General features: G+C 72.9%; 15 protein-coding genes and 1 pseudogene. 6 read left to right on the top strand and 10 right to left on the bottom strand.

The window, feature by feature from the left end; translation table 11 throughout:
• A pseudogene (locus ACRYR2_RS19240) lies at positions 1-215 on the top strand (MFS transporter); the annotation flags it as partial.
• A gap of 293 nt (positions 216-508) precedes the next feature.
• Positions 509-1,174: a flagellar biosynthesis protein FlhF gene (locus ACRYR2_RS19235; protein WP_432564493.1), complete on the top strand. Its 666-nt coding sequence runs from the start codon at positions 509-511 to the stop codon at positions 1,172-1,174.
• Positions 1,175-1,429: 255 nt separating this feature from the next.
• On the opposite strand, the gene ACRYR2_RS19230 is transcribed toward ACRYR2_RS19235, so the two are convergent.
• The 9 genes from ACRYR2_RS19230 to ACRYR2_RS19190 form a co-directional block, all read right to left on the bottom strand.
• Positions 1,430-2,737, bottom strand: a complete 1,308-nt coding sequence (locus tag ACRYR2_RS19230; RefSeq protein WP_432564492.1) for a hypothetical protein — start codon at positions 2,735-2,737, stop codon at positions 1,430-1,432.
• Complete coding sequence (pelF, locus tag ACRYR2_RS19225) at positions 2,734-4,191, bottom strand: GT4 family glycosyltransferase PelF (protein ID WP_432564491.1); 1,458 nt, start codon at positions 4,189-4,191, stop codon at positions 2,734-2,736. Before pelF ends, ACRYR2_RS19230 begins: the two co-directional genes overlap by 4 nt.
• 14 nt (positions 4,192-4,205) lie before the next feature.
• On the bottom strand, positions 4,206-6,044 hold the full coding sequence (locus ACRYR2_RS19220; protein WP_432564490.1) for an Agd3-related carbohydrate deacetylase: 1,839 nt from the start codon (positions 6,042-6,044) through the stop codon (positions 4,206-4,208).
• Positions 6,041-6,589 carry a hypothetical protein gene (locus tag ACRYR2_RS19215; RefSeq protein WP_432564489.1) on the bottom strand — a complete coding sequence of 183 codons (549 nt, stop codon included), beginning with the start codon at positions 6,587-6,589 and terminating at the stop codon, positions 6,041-6,043. The genes ACRYR2_RS19220 and ACRYR2_RS19215 overlap by 4 nt, the downstream gene beginning before the upstream one ends.
• Before the next feature lie 157 nt (positions 6,590-6,746).
• A complete protein-coding gene (locus tag ACRYR2_RS19210) occupies positions 6,747-7,472 on the bottom strand; it encodes an endo alpha-1,4 polygalactosaminidase (RefSeq protein ID WP_432564488.1) in 726 nt (241 codons plus the stop codon).
• 72 nt (positions 7,473-7,544) lie between these two features.
• Positions 7,545-8,570 (bottom strand): endonuclease/exonuclease/phosphatase family protein, encoded by a 1,026-nt coding sequence (locus ACRYR2_RS19205; RefSeq protein ID WP_432564487.1) that lies wholly within the window; start codon positions 8,568-8,570, stop codon positions 7,545-7,547.
• Between the two features lie 2 nt (positions 8,571-8,572).
• The gene (locus ACRYR2_RS19200; protein WP_432564486.1) at positions 8,573-9,196 is read right to left on the bottom strand and encodes a PIG-L deacetylase family protein; all 624 of its coding nucleotides are present in this window, start codon (positions 9,194-9,196) and stop codon (positions 8,573-8,575) included.
• 102 nt (positions 9,197-9,298) lie between these two features.
• The gene (locus ACRYR2_RS19195; RefSeq protein WP_432564485.1) at positions 9,299-10,342 is read right to left on the bottom strand and encodes a glycoside hydrolase family 6 protein; all 1,044 of its coding nucleotides are present in this window, start codon (positions 10,340-10,342) and stop codon (positions 9,299-9,301) included.
• Positions 10,343-10,433: 91 nt separating this feature from the next.
• On the bottom strand, positions 10,434-12,239 hold the full coding sequence (locus ACRYR2_RS19190; RefSeq protein WP_432564484.1) for a glycosyltransferase family 2 protein: 1,806 nt from the start codon (positions 12,237-12,239) through the stop codon (positions 10,434-10,436).
• Positions 12,240-12,553: 314 nt separating this feature from the next.
• Here ACRYR2_RS19190 and glmS point away from each other — a divergent pair, with 314 nt between their 5' ends.
• From glmS to ACRYR2_RS19175, 3 genes are all read left to right on the top strand, one after another.
• Entirely contained in the window at positions 12,554-14,386 is a 1,833-nt protein-coding gene (gene glmS / locus ACRYR2_RS19185; protein WP_432564483.1) for a glutamine--fructose-6-phosphate transaminase (isomerizing), read from the top strand.
• A 196-nt stretch (positions 14,387-14,582) separates the two neighbouring features.
• Positions 14,583-15,665, top strand: a complete 1,083-nt coding sequence (gene serA, locus ACRYR2_RS19180; RefSeq protein ID WP_432564482.1) for a phosphoglycerate dehydrogenase — start codon at positions 14,583-14,585, stop codon at positions 15,663-15,665.
• A gap of 31 nt (positions 15,666-15,696) precedes the next feature.
• Positions 15,697-16,872, top strand: a complete 1,176-nt coding sequence (locus tag ACRYR2_RS19175) for a pyridoxal phosphate-dependent aminotransferase (RefSeq protein WP_432564481.1) — start codon at positions 15,697-15,699, stop codon at positions 16,870-16,872.
• 382 nt (positions 16,873-17,254) lie between these two features.
• Here ACRYR2_RS19175 and ACRYR2_RS19170 read toward each other — a convergent pair whose 3' ends face one another.
• Positions 17,255-18,022 (bottom strand): GNAT family N-acetyltransferase, encoded by a 768-nt coding sequence (locus ACRYR2_RS19170; RefSeq protein ID WP_432564480.1) that lies wholly within the window; start codon positions 18,020-18,022, stop codon positions 17,255-17,257.
• 478 nt (positions 18,023-18,500) lie between these two features.
• Here ACRYR2_RS19170 and nadE point away from each other — a divergent pair, with 478 nt between their 5' ends.
• Entirely contained in the window at positions 18,501-19,322 is an 822-nt protein-coding gene (nadE, locus tag ACRYR2_RS19165; protein WP_432564479.1) for an ammonia-dependent NAD(+) synthetase, read from the top strand.
• Positions 19,323-19,489 lie beyond the last annotated feature (167 nt).

The following is a 19,489-nucleotide window of genomic DNA, read 5'->3' as shown; positions in this document are numbered from 1 at the left end:
CCGCCTTCTGGGCGGTCAGCCTCTACGGCAGCTTCGGCTGGCAGGGACCGGCGGTGCTGTTCAGCGTCTACGGCCTCATCGGCCTGGTCGCCGCCCTGCTCACCGCCGAGACCAACCCGGCCTCGCGCCGCGCGGCCAACGTCGCCGCCGAACGCCAGGCCCTGGCCGCGGTCGCGGCCGAGGCCCCGGCCCGCAACGCCGCCGGCGCGCGCTGACGTCCGGGGCAGCCGGCAACCCAGGGCGCTGAGGAACCGCCGCCACGCCGGGGTAGCCCTGTGAGCACTGGTCCGTGAGACGAAGAAGGCCTCCGAGTGAGGTGCGGAACCCGCTGAGGAACCGCACCGCCACCCGGAGGCCTTCGTGCTCCCGCGCGACGTCGCCCGAGCCCGCCGGCTCGCGTGGCGGGCGAGCGCAGGGGAGTGGACGGCCCTCGGCCGGAGGGTAGCTTGTGTGAGGCCCCGGCGTTGGAGGAGCCTCAGGGGCAGGCGCAGGAGCCAGGGAGCAGGACATGGCCGGTGACGACACCCAGCACGCCAGCCCGCCGCTGCCCGAGGTCACCGCCGGCCCGGCGCTCGCGAACCCCACCGTCGGGCCGGCCGACGCCTCCGTCGCACCCGGCGTGGAGCCCAGCCCGGAGTCCGGCGTGGAGTCCCGTCAGGCCCGCACCCCTGGCGCAGCACCCGCGAAGGTCATCGACCTGACCCGTCGACCTCCTCGCCTCGGCGCCCATCCGCAGTCACCGCCGGCGGGACCGGCCCTGTGGACCCAGGCCCCGCCCGACCGGCCCCTGGACGGCGAGGACGCCGGGACCGACGTCGCACCGGAGCAGGCTGCCCTGCTGCTGCAGCAGGCCGGTCTGGTGCCCGTCCGGCGCTCTCCCGGCCCCGAGGGTGGCTGGTTGTGCCGGTGCGTCGCCTGCGGCCGGGAGAGCAGCCCCACGCTGCGTGAGGTGCTGCGCGGCGGCCCGGGGTGCCGGTTCTGCGCCGTCCGTGACGTGGATCCGGATGCCGCTTCGCGGATCGTGCGGGCTCTCGGCCTCGTCCCCCTGGAGCCGTTCCCCGGCAACGATGCGCCGTGGAGGTGCCGTTGCGGTACGTGCGGGCGCGTGGTGGCCCCGCGCTACAAACTGGTCCGTGCGCGGCGGATCACGTGCCGTCACCGGGACGTGGTGTGACCGGTCACGATGCTCGATCGGTGGGCACGGAGGTGACCAGCGGCTGGATCGGGCAGTCCTGTCCACCACCGCGTCCAGCAGCCCCGCGGCAGGCGCAGGATGTCGGCAGGGCAGCCACCGCCGGGACGACCACGATCCCGCCCGGGCCGTGCACCGGCGACGGACCACCAGGGCCACAGGGCCCTGCTCGGTCCCGAGTCCAGGCGCTCCACCCGCGGAGTGCCTGCGGGTGAGGTGCTCCGCGGGGGATCGGGACTAGAACATCGTGGCCAGCGTCCGGTCGGGCTGGCTGACCAGCCGCCCGACCGGGACCACCGCCGCCACCAACGCCGCGACGGCTGCGGCCAGCAGTGGCGGCCCCGGCCACGGCAGCAGCCCGGCCACCGTCGCCAACGACACCAGCACCGCCACCGCCACCACCGCGCCGGCCGAGAGCAGACGGGAGAACGACTCCAGCAGCGCGGCCAGGAAGCTCACGATCCCGAAGCACCCCAGGCCCAGCAGCAGGAGGACCACGCTGCTTCCCGATGTCGCGCCCGGCTGCACGAGGAGGAAGACCCCCACCGAGACGACTGCGGTCATCAGCACCAGCCGGCCGAACGCGCCGGCGATGATGCCCCCGAACACCCGCCGGCTGCGCCGGCTGCTGCGGCGGTCCCCGAAGTGCGTGGAGGCCAGCGCGTCGAGCAGTACCGTCCAGATCCGGTTCAGGTGCCGGCTGGCCCACACGGTGCCCAGCAGGGAGGGGATGAGCGCGACGACGGGGAACGGCCGCCAGCTGGACCACTCCACCGTGGGGTCGAACACGATGAGCAGCGCGGTCGTCCCGCCGATCAGGCCCGCGGCCAGCGACCGCGGCCAGGAGGTCGGTGGCCGCGTCGAGACGGCAGAGGTGACCAGCGCGAACCCCACGGCCAGCTGTGTCAGGACCAGCACGAGCAGGACGTCCAGCCGCACCGGCACCCCCAGCTGCAACGCCCCGGTCGCCGCCAGCAGGGCGACGGCGTAGGGAACCCCCCAGCCGCGCACGACGACGAGCAGGCCACCCACCCAGGTCACGACGAGCGCGGCAGGCAGGACGAGCGCGGGGTCGGCCACCATGCCCAGCGTGGTGGCGGCCGAGAAGGCGCCGGCTCCCAGGACGACCGGCCGGTCCGCGCGCATCCGTCCCAGGCCGTGCGGGTCCGTCAGGTAGCGGCGGCGCAGGAACCACTGCAACCCCAGGCTGACCGGCAGGGCCAGCTGCCACGCCTGTGCGGTCCGGTCCGTGCCGAACGCCTGTGCCAGGGGGGCCACCCACAGGGTCGTGGCCAGCAGGGTGGCGATGAGGCCGAGCACCTCGCGCGTGGATTCCTCGCTGACGTCGCCGCGGGCGCGGCGGGAGGACCGCTCGTCCTGCCCCGGGCGGCGGTTCGCGGCCACCGAGGTGGCCAACGGCAGCGCGGTCCGCGCGGTCAGGCCTCCCCAGGCCTCCAGCACGACGCTGGCCTCCAGCGCGTCCTGCGGTTCTCGACCCAGTCCGGCGCGCACCCGCGCCGCGGCCTGCTCGGCGGTGATCCTCACTGTCCGGCTCCTCCTCGTCCCACCACCACGGGGTTCCCGTCCTGCTCGGCGAGAGCTCGCAGCAGGAGGTCGTACCCGTCCAGGCACCGCTGCTGGGGGAACAACCGGCCCACCCGCCGGTGGCCCCGCGCCCCCAGTCGTTCGGCCAGCTCGGTGTCGGTCAGCAGCGTGACCACCGCGTCGGCCAGCCCGTGCACGTCACCGGGCGGCGCGGTCATCCCCGCACCGCGCACGGCGTCCAGCACCCCGCCCACCAGCGTCGTGACCACTGGCCGCGCCTGGGACAGCGCCTCCAGCACCGACATCGGGAAACCCTCGGAGATGCTGGTCATCAGGACGACGTCGGCCTCGCGCACCACCCCCGTCGGATCCTTCGTCGGCCCCATGAACCGGAAGGAGTTCCCGAGCCCCAGTTCGTGGTGCAGGGCCAGGCAGCCGTGGGCGTAGTCGTCCTGTCCCGGTGAGACCGGGCCGTAGTGCAGGAAGGTCACGTCGGGCACCCGGCGGCGCACGGCCGCGGCCACCCGCAGCATCGTCCGCACGTCCTTCAGCGGGTCCAGCCGCCCGACGGAGACGACCGTCCGTGTCCGCGGCGCCGGTTGCGGCGAGCCGGGGACGGCGATCCCGTTGGGGATGACCACGATGCGCTCCGGATCGGTGCCCAGGGCCTCCTCCCAGGCCGCGTTGGCCGCCGACACCGGCGCCACGACGTCCGAGATCGCGTACGTCAGCCGCGACAGGCCCCGGGCCAGCCGGGTGTTCAGGAACCGCGCGGCGGGCGCGTCGGAGGACCGCACCGCGGCCAGGTAGCTCTCGCGCACGTACAGGCCGTGCTCGGACAGCACGACCGGCCGCCCGTGCAGCGCCTTGTCGACCGCCGCGGGCAGGCTGCACCAGGCCGCCGCCGTCACCAGCGACACCTCCGCTCCGGGGGTCGGTTCGGCCGCGGCCCGGGCCAGCCAGAACGCCGTCTGGTACAGGTCGACGGCCCGGGACAGGTCGAACACCGGGGCCGGGAAACCTCCGCCGTCCGAGCCGTCCAGCACGCGCGAGAGCGCCACCGTGTAGTGGTGCCAGGTCGCCTCGTCCCGGAACGTCGGAACCAGGCGGTCGGGGTGCTGGCGGCACCACACCAGCGCCTCGACGACCGCCAGCGGGTCCGAGGACCAGCCCAGCAGGCCCTCGACCAGTTCCCCGGCCAGCTCCACGCGGTTGCCGGACCGGCCGCGTCGTGCGGAGATCAGCCGCCGGGGGGTCCGCTGGCTGCCCCACAGGTGCAGGCGGCCGGCCAGCCGGGCCTGCGCGGGCAGCTCGAAGACCGGCTGGTCCACCTCACCGCCGGTGAAGGCGAACACCTCCCAGTCCAGGTCGGGCAGACCGCGCACCAGCAGGTCGCACCACGTGCTCACCCCGCCCATCACGAACGGGTAGGTGCCCTCGGTCAGCAGGAGCACCCGTCGCCGCGGCTTCATGCGGTCCGCGCCGGCGGGAGGGTGATCTGCAGGACCTGTCCGGCGCGCAGCGCGATCCACCCCGAGCAGGACCCGGCGTAGGAGGTCCCGACCGGCTCGGCGCGGTCGGTGCAGTGGCTGCCGACCGGAACCGTCAACGGAACCTCCACCTCACTCGTCGTGCTCAGTTCCAGGACGTCGCCGCTCAGCACCGCGCTCACCTGCCTCGCGCAGCGCGCGTGCTGCCAGCGCGCTCGGCGGTGCAGTTCCCGGGCCAGGTCGTCCATGGACTCGTTGACCACCTCGACCCCGTCGGCCAGGTGCTCCCGGAGGAGGTCCAGGACGTGCCCGAGGAACGTCAGCAGGATCCGGTCCTGGGCCAGGTTGGACTGGTGGGCGAACAACGGCCGCGGATCGTTGGTCAGGACGTGCCGCAGCACGATCGCCGCCTCGGCGTCCACGAAGTCCTCGACCGTCGCGGCGTGCACGCCTTGTGCGGCGTACTGGCGGTTGTAGTCGGCCAGCAGGTCGGCCCACCGGCTGACGTGGGTGTAGATGTTCGTCGGGTGCCGGGGCACCGTCGTGGCCGGCCCGATGCAGGCGCCGTGCGTCGGCAGGGACGCGTCTTCGGCGATCGCCGTGATGCCGGCCGCGTGCAGGACCGCGGGCAGCGCCGGGTTGGCCAGGCCCGAGTGCACGCCGGTGACCAGCGCGGTGGTGCTGGTGGGCAGGTCGACCGAGGTGGCCCACCGCTGGTTCGCGGTGATCTCCTCGTGCAGTTCCGGCTCGGCCATCGGGTCCAGGTCCAGGTGGCTCCAGGTGTGGTTGATCCAGCGGAACCGGTCCGCGTGCCGCAGCAGCGCCAGCGTCAGCGGATCCTCCGGAGCCGCACCGAACCCGTTGTAGGCCAGGTCCAGGACGAAACCCCGGGTGGACTGCCAGTCCAGCAGCGCGTCGACGTCCTGCGGGTCCATCCGGACCAGCGCGGGCCCTGACGGCACGGTGCCGTTCTCCTCGCGGGTCAGGGCGTTGGCCAGCAGCACGTCGTCGACGTGGCAGGCCAGCCGGTAGCGGTCCAGCCCGCAGTGCACGCCCCCGGTGACCCAGGCCAGCAGCCCCCGGGCCAGCAGCAGTCCGTGCAGCATCCACTCGTCGTGGTTGACCAGGACCACGCAGTCCTGCCGTCCGTCGCCGTGCTCGACCACCCCGACGACGGGGTCGCCGTCCTCGGTCTGCACGAGCGTGGTGAACCGGTCAGGCGCCACGACGTCGGCCCGGTACCCGTAGCTGCCAGGGCTCAGCCGGAACCGCCCGCGCAGGTAGCCGAAGGTTTCGGCGCCCGCGGCCGTGACCCGGGCCAGCGACCCGCCGGTGCTGCGGCCTTCCGCGTCGTCCAGGCCGGCTTCCGGGCGCGGGAACTCGAAGGCGGCCAGTTGCCGCACGCCGAAGCGGCGCCGGTAGTCGGCGAGCACGGGCAGGCTGGTCCAGAACGTGGAGGTGTCGGTGCCGACGACGACCGCGTGGTAGCGGCCGTGGTCGGGATCGTCCTCGCGGACCAGGTCCTGCGCGCGCAAGGGGGAGTCCGCCCCGGGGCGCAGCACGTCGTGCTCGGTGCCGGTGCGTTCCAGCGTCGCGCGCCAGGCCCGTGTGGTGGGGTCGTCGTCGGCGCCGGCCAGCAGCAGGACGCGGAGGTCCCGGCGCGTCCGCCCGCTCCCCGGCGCCACGACGGGTTCGGCGACGGGCTCGGCGGCGGGTTCGCCGGCCGGCTCGGCGAGGAGTTCGGCGAGGGGTTCAGCGACGGGCTCCGGACGTCGTCCACCACGCAGGGTGAACCACCGGGGCAGCGACGGCGTCAAGTCCTCGCGTCCGCGACGGGCAGACCCTGCGGGCCGTGATCGGCGCCGACCACGGCTGCTTCCGCGTCGGCGACCACCGCCTGGGCGTCGGCGACCACGGCGCGGACGGCGTCGGCCTGGGGGACGACGACCTGGGAACTGACGACGAGCGGATCGGCTTCGGCGACGTGCGCCCCACGCGGCCGGCGACGGTCGGTGACGCGGCGGTCGATCTCGGCCAGCGGTACTCCCTCGGACAACTGCCGGCGCATCTGCGCAGTGGCCACCGCGAGGGCGTCGAGGACGTCGATCAGCGAACGGCGCATCGTCTCGATCTCGGCCAACACGTGGTACGCCTCGTCCTGGGACTCCAGCGTCTCCTGACCGGCCGGCATCTGCGGCAGCGTCTCGCGCAACTTCGCGGTGACCTCGCTCAGACTCTGCGGTCGCTGCTGTTCCAAGCGCAGCCGCATGTTCTCCTGGGTGAGGCGCTCCACCTCCCGGCGCAGCTCCTCACCACCGCCGACGGCCACCTCGCCCCGACGCCACCAGCGACTCCTGGTCATGACAACCCCTTCGTGCGCTTTCCTGAGGAACACGCGGTTCCGCTGGAACGGTAGCCGACCAGTGCTGGAAAGTTCACCGAACGGAAGGGTTTACTCAGAGCTGTTCGATGCTCACCGACGTGGCGACGGCGAGTTCAATACTCAGCACACAGAGTGATTACCCGCCGGGATGAGTGACACGGTAGGCGTCCAGCCGCCTGTTCTTGAGCATCGAGGAGAACCCCCGCACTGGCGCAGTCCTGCCGAACTTCGTCGGGCTCATGCCGTACTCCACGTGCAAGACGGCCTTGCCGGCCGCCACGAAGGGATCCAGCGCCCGGCACTCGGAGAAGCGCAGGCACTCCTCGTTCACCGCGAAGTCGAAGTCGTCCACCAGGTCGGCGGCCTGCGCCACGTCGTTCTTCAAGCCCACCGCCAGACCGCGATCGTGGGCGGCCCCGGCGATCCACCGGTTGAACCTCAGCTGATCCTCGGCGGTCAGCGGAAACCCCGTCTGGTGGGTCCAGGCGTCGACGTTGTCCGGCTCGACCGCGTCGAAACCCTTCTCGCGGCACACGTCCAGACGACGCAGGAGGACGGTGGCGAGCAGGTCGATGCGCCGCACGTCCAGCCAGCGCTCGTCGGGCCAGTCCCCCAGAGCGGCACCGACGACCTCGGCGGGAAACCCACCGACGTCCGAGCGGTACTCCTCCGCGGTACCGACGCTGAGGTAGCCGATGACCCGGCGCCCGTCCGCGTGCAACCGGTCGACGACACCGCGCGGAACCTCCCAGTCGACGTCGTAGACCGGCACGTCGACAGTCAGGTCGAGCTCTCCGGACAACTGCCACTGCCAGGGGGTCCCGGGCTGTGGCTGCCACCGGTCGGTCGGGTTCCGGCTCACCGCACCGGAGACTACTGTTCCGCGACGACCGGCGGACGCGGCGGATCGCCCGGAACGCCACCGGTCCCGGGATCAGGCGACCGGTCGCCAGCGCGACAGCAGCGCCCGGTGGTCGCTGCCGGGCAGGTCGGCGACGCGGGCACCGACCGGGCGCCAGCGGTTCCCGTCGGCCAGGGCGTGGTCGATCGTCGCGCCGAGCACCGCGGGCAGCGTCGAGGGCCAGGTGCCGCGGGCGCCGGTGCCCACCTGCTGCCCGGCGTCGACGCAGGAGCCCCGCAACTGCAGGTCCGGGTGGTCCAGCGTCGCGTTGAGGTCGCCGGCGACGATGGCGCCCGGGGTCGCGGCGCACCAGTCCACGACGGCCCGGACCTCCCGGCGCCACTGCCGCACCAGCCCGGGAACCGGTGCGGCGGTGTGCGCCGCGGCCAGGACCGGCCCGCGGCCGTCGACCGGCTCGGCGGTCACCACCGCCGAGTCGCCCCCGGCCAGCTGTCCCGTGGCGCGGTACCCGCCCAGGCGCTCGGAGATCAGCAGGGCCGTGCCGAACCCGTACCCGCCGCCGTCCGCGGCGTAGAAGACCTGCATCCTTGCGCCGGTGGCGCTCTCGAGGCGGGTGGCGACGTCCTGGGCCAGTGCGGGGCTGGTCTCGGGCATCGAGACGACGTCGGCGCGGCTCTCCAGCGCCAGCCGGGTCAGCGCCACCGGATCGGCCTGCGCCCTGAAGACGTTCGCGGCCAGGACGGTGACGTCGCCGGGCCGGGCGGACGGCAGGTCACCGCAGGCCAGACCGCGGGAGAACGTCGTCGCCAGGGAACGTGCGGCGACGGCGCCCAGCACCGCGGCGCAGGGCAGGGCCCGCCGCCACCGCAGACCCGCGACGCCGGACGCGACCGCCAGGGCGGCCAGGCCCGCGCCGACCGGTACCCGGAACGGCACCGTCCAGGCGAACGGGCGGCGGCCGGCCAGGCCGAAGGTGCCCGGCGCGGCGGCCAGCACGGCGCAGGCGGCGACCGCCCCGGTCGTCAGCACCGTCGAGCGCGAGCCGTCACGGGGTGGGGCGACCGGGAGGAGAGGGCCGGGGACGAGGCGACGAGGCACCCTCACACCTCCAGGACCAGGCGGTGCGGGACGAAGGCCTCCGCGGTCCCGACGCGGGACTGGAAACCTCGGTACCCGGCCTGGTGGTGCAGCACGTCGAGGTCGACCATCCGCGAGTCCGCGACCTGGCTGCGGTGGCAGCGCAGCGCGTCGGCCTTCTTGTCCAGCGCGGAGCTCACGTCGACGAACACGTGGGGGCGGAAGCCGTAACTGCTGGGGGATTCGTAGGTGAGGACCTGACGGCAGTGCCGGGCCGCACCCAGCGTGGCCAGGGCGACGGCCCGGTGGTCCTGGTGGGTGTCCTCGACCCCGTGGGTGTAGACGACGTCGGCGCGGACCTCGCGGATGGTGGACTCGATGAGGTGCACCAGGTCGAGTTCGTGGTTGGACACCTTCCCGTCGGGCAGGTGCCCCCACACCAGGTCCGCGCCGAGGGTGGCGCTGGCGTCCTGCTGCTCGCGCATGCGCGCGCGCACGTCGCCGGGGCCGGCCTGGCCGTAGGTGATGACCAGCATGGTGACGCGGTCACCGGAGGCCGCGTGACGGGCCAGCGTCCCGCCGCAACCCATCTCGATGTCGTCGGGGTGGGCGCCGACGGCCAGGACGCTGCGCGGGGTGGTGTTCACGGTGCTTCTCCTCGTGGTTCGGGTGTTCGGGTGTTCGGGCGTCGCAGGTGGAACAGGTGCGGCGCCGCGGGGCATCGCGGTGCCGTGGTGGTCGTGGGTGTCTCAGGCGTCGGAGGTGAGGACGAGGGCGTACTCGGCCCACCACTCACCGGCGGCCGGTGCGCCGTCGCGGCAGTCCCCGTCGGAGACGCCGGGTTCCTTCACCCACAGGTAGGCGTCGGCCAGGGCGCTGCCGGTCGTGGTCGTCGGGGTGGTGCCGATGCGCGCCGACGGCGGGTTGCACCAGGCGTCGGCGTCCTCGCTCTTCGAGACCGCCCCGGCGCCGTTGCGGCTGGTGTCGACGACGAACCGGGCACCGTCCAGCCAGGTCGACAGTTCCTTCCCGTAGGCGAGGCTGTCGGCGGTGGTCTGGAAGTTCGAGACGTTCAGCGAGAACCCGTCCGCGTCGTCGATGCCGGAGGCCCACAGGGCCTGCGACAGCGCGTCCAGGTCGGTGATCCACGCCGAGTTGCCCGCATCCAGGTACACGTTCGTGGCCGACAGGGCCGAGAAGGTCCCCACCGCCGAGGCGAGCATGGCGTACCGCTCCTCCGCCGAGGTCGTGCCGGCCGTGCCGTCCACGGCGTGGGCGACGGCGTCCGGTTCGACGACGACGACCGCCGGGCGGTCCCCGATGCCGGCGGCGACCTGCGCCACCCACGTCGCGTAGGCGTCGGCGTCGGCGGCGCCTCCGGCGGAGTAGGAACCGGCGTCGCGGCCGGGGATGTTGTAGGCCACGATGATCGGCACCTGACCGGCGCTCTGCGCGGCCGTGGTCAGTTCCTCGGCGGCGGCCTGCGGGTCGGTGTGCTGCCCGGAGAACCAGGTGGCCACCGGTGCCTGCGCGACGACCGACAACTGCTCGGCGTTCGCCGCGTCGGTGCTGTCCCCGGTGGCCTGCCACTGCGCCACCTGCAGTGCGGCGGGGGAGTCGGGCAGGACGTGGAAGCTCATCCCCTGCAGCGGGTTGGAGACCGTGTCGCCGGTGGACGCCGTGGTGGTGCCGGCTCCCGCGGAACCGGTTCCGGTGCACGCGGCGAGCAGGCCGGCGGCCCCCGCGGCGGCCAGCGCGAGGAACCGCCGCCTCACGAGAGGTTCTGCAGCCACGTGCTGACTCCGTGGTAGTCCACTCCCGCCAGCAGGACGCCGGTGCAGCCCAGCAGCAGGAGGTTGCGCAGGTGCAGGACCTGGGTGCGGTTCACCGGGGAGCCTCCACGCGCTGTCCGGCGGTCCGGGTGTCGGGCAGGACGATGGTCTTGGTGGGCACGGACACGGGTACGGCTGGTCGGGTCGCCGGCAGGGCGGCCGCGGTGCGGGCCGTGGCGCGGCGGTAGCGGGTCGTGACCTGCCAGATGACCACCGGTGCGAGGCAGACGGCGATGTCGAGGGCCGTCCACAGCCGCATGGCCGGGTAGTCGTGGTGCAGCGGGAAGGAGGCGATGAGGCAGGCCACGAGCACCGCGCCCCACAGCAGGTGCTGGCGGAAGACGACCCAGCGGTCGCCGAGGGACTCGGAGCCCTTGGGGGTGACCGCGAAGGGGACCGTCCGGTTGCGGACGGCGTCGACGAGGGCCACCACGTACATGGGCGCGCAGAAGATGGACACGAGCATCCCGACGACGCCGGTGCTGTGCGCCTCCTCGTGCGGGCTGACGTTGTAGCGGCGGTTCCAGAAGTAGATGCCGGCCTGCATGACGGCCGCGTTCACGTACAGGACCATCCAGGTGCTGGCGGCGACCTGGACGCCGCTGGCGCCGGTGAGCAGGTACGCGCAGAGGTTCACGACGCCCAGGACCCAGGTGATGGCCGCGCTGGGGTAGTAGGACATCAGCAGGAAGTAGTGCAGCGCGCGGCGCGGGCCGAGCTTGCGTGCGAACCTCCAGTAGTCGCGGACCATCACCTCGTCGGTGCCGCGCGACCAGCGGTTCTGCTGGGTGAAGTAGTCCGACCAGCTGGCCGGGCCTTCGCCCACGGCCAGGACGTCAGGGGTGTACACCGACTTCCAGCGCCGGCCGGTGAGGCGGTTGCGGCTGGTGTGCCAGACCATCGAGGTGGCCGCGTCCTCGGTGATGGAATCGGCCAGGCCGCCGATCTGGCGCAGCGCCGACAACCTGACGGCGTTGTTGGTGCCCACGAACATCGGCACGCCCCAACGGTTCGCCGACCGCTGCAGGACACCGTGGAACAGGAACTGCTGCGATTCGCTCGCCTTGGTGACGAAGTTGTCGTAGTTCTGGCCGTAGACCTGCGGGCCGACGACGAAGGCGACGTCCGGATCGCGGAAGTAGCCCAGCAGGCGCTCGGCGAACTCGGGGTGCGGCACGTGGTCGGTGTCGACGGAGATCCAGAAGTCGTAGTCGTGGCCGTGCTCGTCGAACCAGGCGTTGTAGTTGCCGTGCTTGGTCTTGCGGCGGTGCCGGCCGCTGGCCTGGTTCCACTGGGCGATCCCGTGCCGGCTGAAGTGGCGGACACCGACGCGGGCGCACATGGCGCGGACCTCGGGGTCGTTCCCCTCGTCCAGCAGCCAGATGTCCAGGGTGCCGTCGTGCCGGATCCGCTTGGCCGCCAGCAGCGTCTTCTCGGCCATCTCGACCGGTTCCTTGCCGGGCACGATGGTCGTGACGAACGCCACGCGACTTCCCCGTTCGGGACGGACCGGGACCGGGTCGGTGAGCGCGGCGGTGTTGCGCACCAGCATGACGACGTTGATCAGCCGCAGGCCTTCGACGATCCCGACGAAGGCGACCAGCACGAGCCCGAGCCAGTACAGCCAGGTGCCGGTGTCCGCCGGCCAGTGGTCCGGCCGCAGCAACCACGCGAGGAACGTCACCTGCAGGACGAACGCGGCGCCCAGCAGGGCGGAGGCGGCGACGCGCCGACGGTCGCGGCGCAGCAGGTTCTGGTACTGGACCACGTACGGACCCGGTGGCGGCTCGCGCAGCGGCCCCGCCAGCCGAGCGTACGCGGCGTAGTCGTACTCAGGCGGTTCGCGGTGTTTCGACAAGATCTCATCCTGGGGTTCGTGCGGCCCGCAGTCCCGGGCCGTGGTGGGTCCCACGGAACAACGGCGCTTCAGGAGGATGCTGTGCGTGGGCGGAGGAACTCCCGTGCCGCTACTGAGCGTGATCTCCCGCTCGCCGATCGTCGTTCCCGGCGGCCGTTCGCGTGGTGCCCACGGTTCCCCGCAGGGGCGTGCGGGGTTCGGGAAAGCGTCGGCACAGGAACGCTTCAGCCCCAGCGTCCATGCTCGGCGGACGCCCCCGGTGAGCTCCAGCACGCCGGCGAGGCGCACCGCTACTCGTTCGAGGAGGACCGCCCGTGTGCGGAATCGTGGGTTACGCAGGACCGCAGGGCGCCGCTCCTGTGGTGTTGGACGGATTGAGCCGGCTGGAGTACCGCGGCTACGACTCGGCCGGGATCGCCGTCCTCGACGGCGGCCGGATGCGGTCGCGCCGCAGCGTCGGGCCCGTGGAGAACCTGCGCCGGACCCTGCCCGAGGAGTTCTCGGGCGCGGTGGGCATCGGGCACACCCGCTGGGCGACGCACGGGCCGGCGACCCGGGAGAACGCCCATCCGCACCGGTCCCAGGACGGGCACGTCGCCGTCGTCCACAACGGGATCATCGACAACGCCGCGCCGCTGCGCGCAGAGCTCGCCGCCGCGGGCGTCGAGTTCACGTCCGACACCGACACCGAGGTCCTCGCCCACCTCATCGCCCACCTCGTCGCCCGGTCCCCGGCGGGCAGCCTCGAGGAGGCGGTGCTCGACGCCCTGGCGCGGGTCGAGGGAACCTACGGGCTCGCGGTGGTCGACGACCGCCGTCCGGACCGCCTCGTGCTGGCCCGCAACGGTTCCCCGCTGATCGTCGGCCTCGGGGACGGTGAAACCTTCGTGGCCAGCGACCTGGCCGCGATCGTCCGGCACACCACCTCGGTGGTCCACCTCGAGGACGGTGAGTTCGCCACGGTCACGGCCTCGGGGCTGCGGACCTTCACCCGCGACGGCGTGACCACGTCACGACCGCCGGTCCGCGTGGACGGGCGGTCCGGACACCGGGAGCTCGACGGCCAAGGGCACCACATGCGCAAGGAGTTCCTCGAGCAACCGGCCGCGGCCCGGGACGTGTTGCGCGGTCGCCTCGACAGCCGGCTGGGCACCGCCCGGCTGGACGGGCTGAACCTGGACGCGCGGGCCCTGCGCGCGATCCGGCGCGTCAAGGTCATCGGTTGCGGCTCGTCGTACTACGTCGGGCAGGTCGGGGCCCAGATGATCGAGGAGCTGGCTCGGGTGCCGGCTGACGCGGAGGCCGCCTCGGAGTTCCGGTACCGCGATCCGGTCGTCGAGCCGACGACCCTGTACGTCGCCGTGAGCCAGTCCGGGGAGACCGTGGACACCCTCTTCGCCGTGGAGGAGATCAGACGGCGGGGCGGGCAGGTGGTGGGCCTGGTGAACGTCGTCGGGTCGTCGGTCGCCCGAGCCTGCGACGGCGGGATCTACCTGCACGCCGGGCCCGAGGTGTCGGTCGCCTCGACCAAGGCGCTGACGAACATGGCCCTCGCGTTCGCCTTGCTCGCACTGGACCTGGGACGTGTTCGCGACCTGTCCATCGCCGACGGGCAGCGCCTCGTCGAGGCGCTGGGCCGGATTCCCGACCAGATCCAGCGGATCCTCGACGACGAGGGGGAGATCGCCGGCCACGCCGAGGAACTGTCGCTGGCGAGCAGCCTCTTGTTCATCGGCAGGGTCCGCGGCTACCCCGTGGCTCGGGAGGGGGCGCAGAAGTTCAAGGAGATCACCTACCGCCACGCCGAGGCCTACCAGAGCAGTGAACTCAAGCACGGCCCGCTGGCCCTGGTCTCCCCGGACCTGCCGACCGTGGCCGTCGTGCCGGACGACGAACTGCTCGGGCGCAACGTGGCCGCTCTGCACGAGATCGCCGCCCGGGGCGGGCGGTTGCTCGTGGTGACCCACCCGGGCGTGGACGTGGGCGGCCTCGACGTGCGGCGCATCGACGTGCCGAAGAGCGAACCCGAACTGGATCCCGTCCTGCTCACCGTTCCGCTGCAACTGCTGGCCTACCACGCCGCACTCGAACTCGGCCACGACGTCGATCGGCCCCGCAACCTCGCCAAGTCGGTCACCGTGGCGTGATGTCGTGCCCACCTGCCCGCGGCCAGGGCCTGTCGACGGGCATCACCGCCCCACGACAGGCGAGCCCGGGTGTGCCGATCACCGGAACACCGCGACGACGTCTCCACCCGGAACCGCGAAGCACCACCGTGGTCACCGGATGTGCACACCACGCTGCTGCACGACCCAGGAGCCGCACAGCCGTTCCACTGCGGCGGTGAGCAGGCTCGGACAGGACGAACCGCACACGAGCGGTCACGCCCAGTCCGACCTGGAGGTCATCGTGCACACCCGCCCCACCGACCAGACCGCCGATCCGGGTGCAGCACCCCGCGCGCTGCTGCTGGAGGACGTCCACGAGTCCGCCGCGGCCATCCTGCGAGCCGAGGGACTGGACGTGGAGGTGCACGCCACGGCCTTGGACGAGGACTCCCTGGTGGAGGCCGTCCGGGGTGTCCACGTCCTCGGCGTCCGCTCCGCCACCCGGGTCGGGCGCCGGGTCCTGGAGGCGGCGCCCGACCTGCGGGCCATCGGCGCGTTCTGCACCGGTACCGAGAAGATCGACTGCGACACCGCCGCGCGGCGCGGAGTCGCCGTCCTCAACGCACCCCACGACAACGCCCGCAGCGTGGCCGAGGTCGCGGTGGGCGGCATCATCGCCTTGAGCCGATGCCTGCTCGTGCACAACGCCGCGGCGCACACCGGGATCTGGACCAAGACGGCCGCCGGGGCCCACGAGGTCCGCGGACGCCGGCTGGGCATCGTGGGCTACGGAACGGTCGGTACGCAGCTGTCCGTGCTCGCCGAGGCGATCGGCATGGACGTCGTCTTCCACGACGTGCTCGACCGCGCACCCCTGGGTCGGGCCCGGCGCCGCCAGGACCTCGACACCCTGCTGGGTGAGTGCGACGTCGTCAGCCTGCACGTCGATGGCCGGAAGGAGAACCGGCACCTCATCGGTGACGGGCAACTGCGGGCGATGCGCGCCGGCAGCCTCCTGCTCAACCTGTCCCGGGGAACGGTGCTCGACACCGCTGCCCTTCGACGGCACCTGCGCAGCGGGCACCTGGCCGGCGCCTTCATCGACGTCTTCCCCGACGAGCCCGCCGCCCCGGGCCAGGCCTTCGTCAGCGAACTGCAAGGGCTGCCCAACGTCCTGCTGACCCCGCACATCGGTGGATCGAGCCAGGAGGCGCAGCAGCGCATCGCCGAGACCGTCGCCACCGCCCTGGTGACGCACCTCGGCACACCGACCCGCACCGGAACCGACACGGCCGACGGTGCTCGACTGGCCGCCTGAACCGCTACCCGACGACGACCCGGAGGAACGCATGACCCCCACCACGACCACCGCCGTGAACTCCGCCGCGACCACGGGCGCAGACGGCACGAGCGGCACTGGACTGGACGTCCACGCGCACAGCGCCTCGTTCTTCGACGTCTCCCGCCGGTTCGGCCGGCAACGCCCCGTCGTCGACTTCTGCATCCCCACCAACAGCTACTTCCCCACCCCGGAGGTGTTCGAACGGCTGCGCGCCGACCTGCCGACGTTGTTGAAGTACTACCCCGACGACAGCAGCGGCACCTCACGCGAACTGGCCCGGCTGCTCGGGCTGAACCCGCAGACCGTGGCGATGGCCAACGGTTCGACCGAACTCATCACCTGGATCGACCACCTCCTGGTCGAGGAGAGCCTCGCGGTGCCCGTCCCGACCTTCGGACGGTGGACCGATCAGCCCCTGGAGACCGGCAAACGGGTCGACATGTTCCCCTTGCGGGAGGAGACCGGTTTCACCCTCGACGTCGACGCCTACGTCGCCTTCGTCCGCGAGCGCGGTTCGCGCGTCGCGGTCGTGTGCCAGCCCAACAACCCCGACGGCGGGTACGTGCACCGGGAGCGGATCGTCCGGATGCTCGACGAGTTCGCCGACCTGGACCTCGTGGTCGTCGACGAGTCGTTCCTCGACTTCGTGGACGCCGAACCGGAGTGCTCGGTGGTGCGAGAGGCGGCCCTGCGACCCAACGTCATCGTGCTGCGCAGCCTGGGCAAGAACTTCGGTCTGCACGGCGTCCGGTTCGGCTACATGGTCGCCAACCCCGCCCTGACCGAGCGCGTCTCCCGGGCCCTGCCGAAGTGGAACCTGAACTCCCTGGCCGAAGCGGTGGTGGGACTGCTGTCGGACCACCTGGGCGAGTACCGGGCCAGCCTGCGCCGTACCGCGGCCGACCGCGACGACATGGTCCAGCGTCTGCAGCAGGTGCCCGGGCTGACCGTCTTCCCGACCACGGCCAACTTCGTGCTCGTGAAGGTCCCGCCGGGCTGCGACGGGCGCGCCCTGCGCGACCACCTGGTCCAACAGCACGGCGTCTACGTGCGTGACTGCGGGAACAAGCTGGGTCTGACCAGCGACTTCCTGCGCCTGGTGGTGCGCCCGGCCCAGGACGTCGACCGGCTGCTGGACGGACTGCGTGACCACCTCGGCGCTCGGAGCGCGACGACGGCGTGAGCGGGGGGTTGACCACGGCCGGCAGGCGGACTTCACGCGCATTCCACCGCGAGGTCGCCCGCTGGGGTGGACCTTCGGCGACCCGCCGCGCCGGATCCGGCCGCAGCACGGCGGGCGGCCGAGTCGGGTACCTCCACCGCCGGCCTGCTGAGGTGGTTGGCGGCTGGCGGGCAGTGGCTGAGCTCCTGACCGCCCGCGGCGCGCCAGGACCGGCTCACGACGTCGGGTCGCCCCGCACGAGCGGCACCGCTGTGGCCGCGATCTGGCGGAGGCCGGGGAGCTCCAGCATCGTGTTCATCGAGCCGGGCGGCCTGCCTCCCCGGTGGGTGAGGACGGCGGGGACGTGCCGGCCGGCGGCATGACGGATGGTTCCTGAGCTCTCCTACGGCGCCAGCCGCAGGCTCACCTGGTGTCCGAGTGAGCGGTAGCCCAGGGCGCGGCCGACCCGTTGCGAGGCGACCGGGCGGGCTCGCCACTGCGGCAGCAGGCCGGCACCCACAGCGTGGTCGCCGGCCGCGGCGGCTGCTGCGCGGGCCAGGCCGGCGCCGCGTGCGGCAGGGTGGGTCAGGACGCACAGGTGAGCGATCGAGCCCGGCCACCGTTCGTAGCCGGCCACGGCCAGGGCTGCACCGTCGCGAAGGACGACGAAGGCGGGTGAGGTGAGGGTGTCGATCGCGGCCTCGGCGGCGTCGTCGACGGAGCAGGCGGCGATCAGTTCCTGGACGAGCGGGTCGGTGACGTCGAGGGCGTGCGCGCCGACGGTCTGGACTGCGCTGCTGTGGGAGGTGCCGCTGGTGGGGGCGGTGAGGAGGTAGGCCAGGTCGGTGGGCCCGAGAACGTCGCTGACGGGGAGTCTGCGCGCCAGCACCGAGGACGACTGGGCGGTGAGGCCGGTGGAAGCGCCGGCCAGCACGTCCTCCAGCCCGCGTTGCAGGACGTCGGCGTGGGTGGTGTCCGGTGCGGTGGCGGTGCTTGCGCCGGCGATGGTGACCAGGCCGCACCACCCGGGTGGGCACAGGTGGGAGGTGGAGGTCACGACGACCCGGGGAGGGGAGGTGCCGGAGAACTTCGCGGACGACCCGGCCAGGTGCTCCCAGGCGTGTCGCACGGTGCCCACCTGGAACGTGTGAGCCAGCGGTTCCTCGTCCACGAGGGCATCGTCCCCTGACCGGTGGGCAGCGCGGACGGCGGGATGAACGACCGCTCCGGTCGTGCGGCCGTCGGTCGTGAGGTGCCGCGCCGGCCTCGTCCCCTGCGGCCGTCCGTCGGGCCGGGGTGGACGACCGTGAAGCGCTGCGCCACGACGAGCCGATGACCCGGTGGGAGACGCGGCTGCCGGGTGACCGGGTTTCCCCGGTGGGCGCAGCCGCGTGGGGTGGGCATCGACCCGGGCCGGCCCGCGGGCATGAGCTCGACGGTGTCGAGTGCGTCGATCCAGAACTCGACCTGGGTTCCACCGTGAGTCCCGCGCGGCTGCGGCGTGACCACAGGAGTTCCCGCGCGGTCGTCGGTGGTGGTCGGGGAGTACGGGCGGGGAGCGTTGCGCGATGACGACAGGCGACCGGGCCGAGGTCGCACCGCTGGCGCGGCAGCGACGTGCAGGGCGTGAGGGCGGGGATACTCACGTCGTGCGTCCACAACAGCGAGTCATCGCCGACGAACTCGGCGTCGTCCCCGTCATCGACCCCGCCGCCGAGGTCGCGCGGCGCGTGACGTTCCTGCGCGACTACCTGCGGCGGTCCGGTGCCGCCGGCTACCTGCTCGCCGTCAGCGGGGGGCAGGATTCGACCCTGGCCGGGCGGTTGTGCCAGCTCGCGGTCGAGGCGGTGCGCGCCGACGGCGCCCTCGCCCGGTTCGTCACGGTGCGGATGCCGTACCGCAGCCAGGCCGATGAGGAGGATGCCCAGCTCGCGCTGCGCTTCATCGCCGCCGACGAGGGGCTCACCGTCAACATCGAGCACGGCGTCGACGGTGTGGTCCGCGACGTGCAGTCCGCTACCGGCCAGCCGTTGAGCGACTTCGTCAAGGGCAACGTCAAGGCGCGGCTGCGGATGGTGGCGCAGTACGCCGTGGCCGGTGAGCAGAACCTCCTGGTGGTCGGCACCGACCACGCCGCCGAGGCGGTGACCGGGTTCTTCACCAAGTACGGTGACGGCGGCGCGGACGTCGTTCCGCTGGCCGGGTTGAGCAAGCGGCAGGGCCGGGCGCTCCTGGAGCACCTGGGGGCGCCGGCCCGGCTGTACGAGAAGGCGCCCACCGCCGACCTGCTCGACGACCAGCCCGGCCAGACCGACGAGGACAACCTCGGCCTGCGCTACGTCGACATCGACGACTACCTCGAAGGCGGCAGCGTGAGCGAGGAGGTCGCCGAGGCCGTCGAGGGCCGGTACCGGGCCAGCGAGCACAAGCGCCGGCTCCCGGCGTCGGCGCGCGACGACTGGTGGCGGTGACGGTGAGGCTGTGCGCCCGACTGCACGGGACGTTCAGGCGAAGTCCTGCGGGGGTTCTCGTGCCGGCGGTCGCGCGTCCTTCGAGGCGGCGGCGCGCCGGTGCACACCGACGAGCGCGAACTGCGGGACGACCGTGACGTCGATCCTGCTGCCCGGTGCGTCTTCTG

The sequence above is a fragment of the Kineococcus deserti genome, from assembly GCF_050871945.1.
GTDB lineage: Bacteria > Actinomycetota > Actinomycetes > Actinomycetales > Kineococcaceae > Kineococcus.
The sequence above is the reverse complement of the archived record's forward strand: the minus strand, read 5'-3'. Positions and strand labels throughout refer to the sequence as shown.

What these genes read in the sequence shown, in the direction of transcription:
- ACRYR2_RS19235 (WP_432564493.1), top strand. Translation starts at nt 509, where the DNA reads ATGGCCGGTGACGACACCCAGCACGCCAGCCCGCCGCTGCCCGAGGTC.
- ACRYR2_RS19215 (WP_432564489.1), bottom strand. Translation starts at nt 6,589, where the DNA reads ATGACCAGGAGTCGCTGGTGGCGTCGGGGCGAGGTGGCCGTCGGCGGT.
- ACRYR2_RS19175 (WP_432564481.1), top strand. Translation starts at nt 15,697, where the DNA reads ATGACCCCCACCACGACCACCGCCGTGAACTCCGCCGCGACCACGGGC.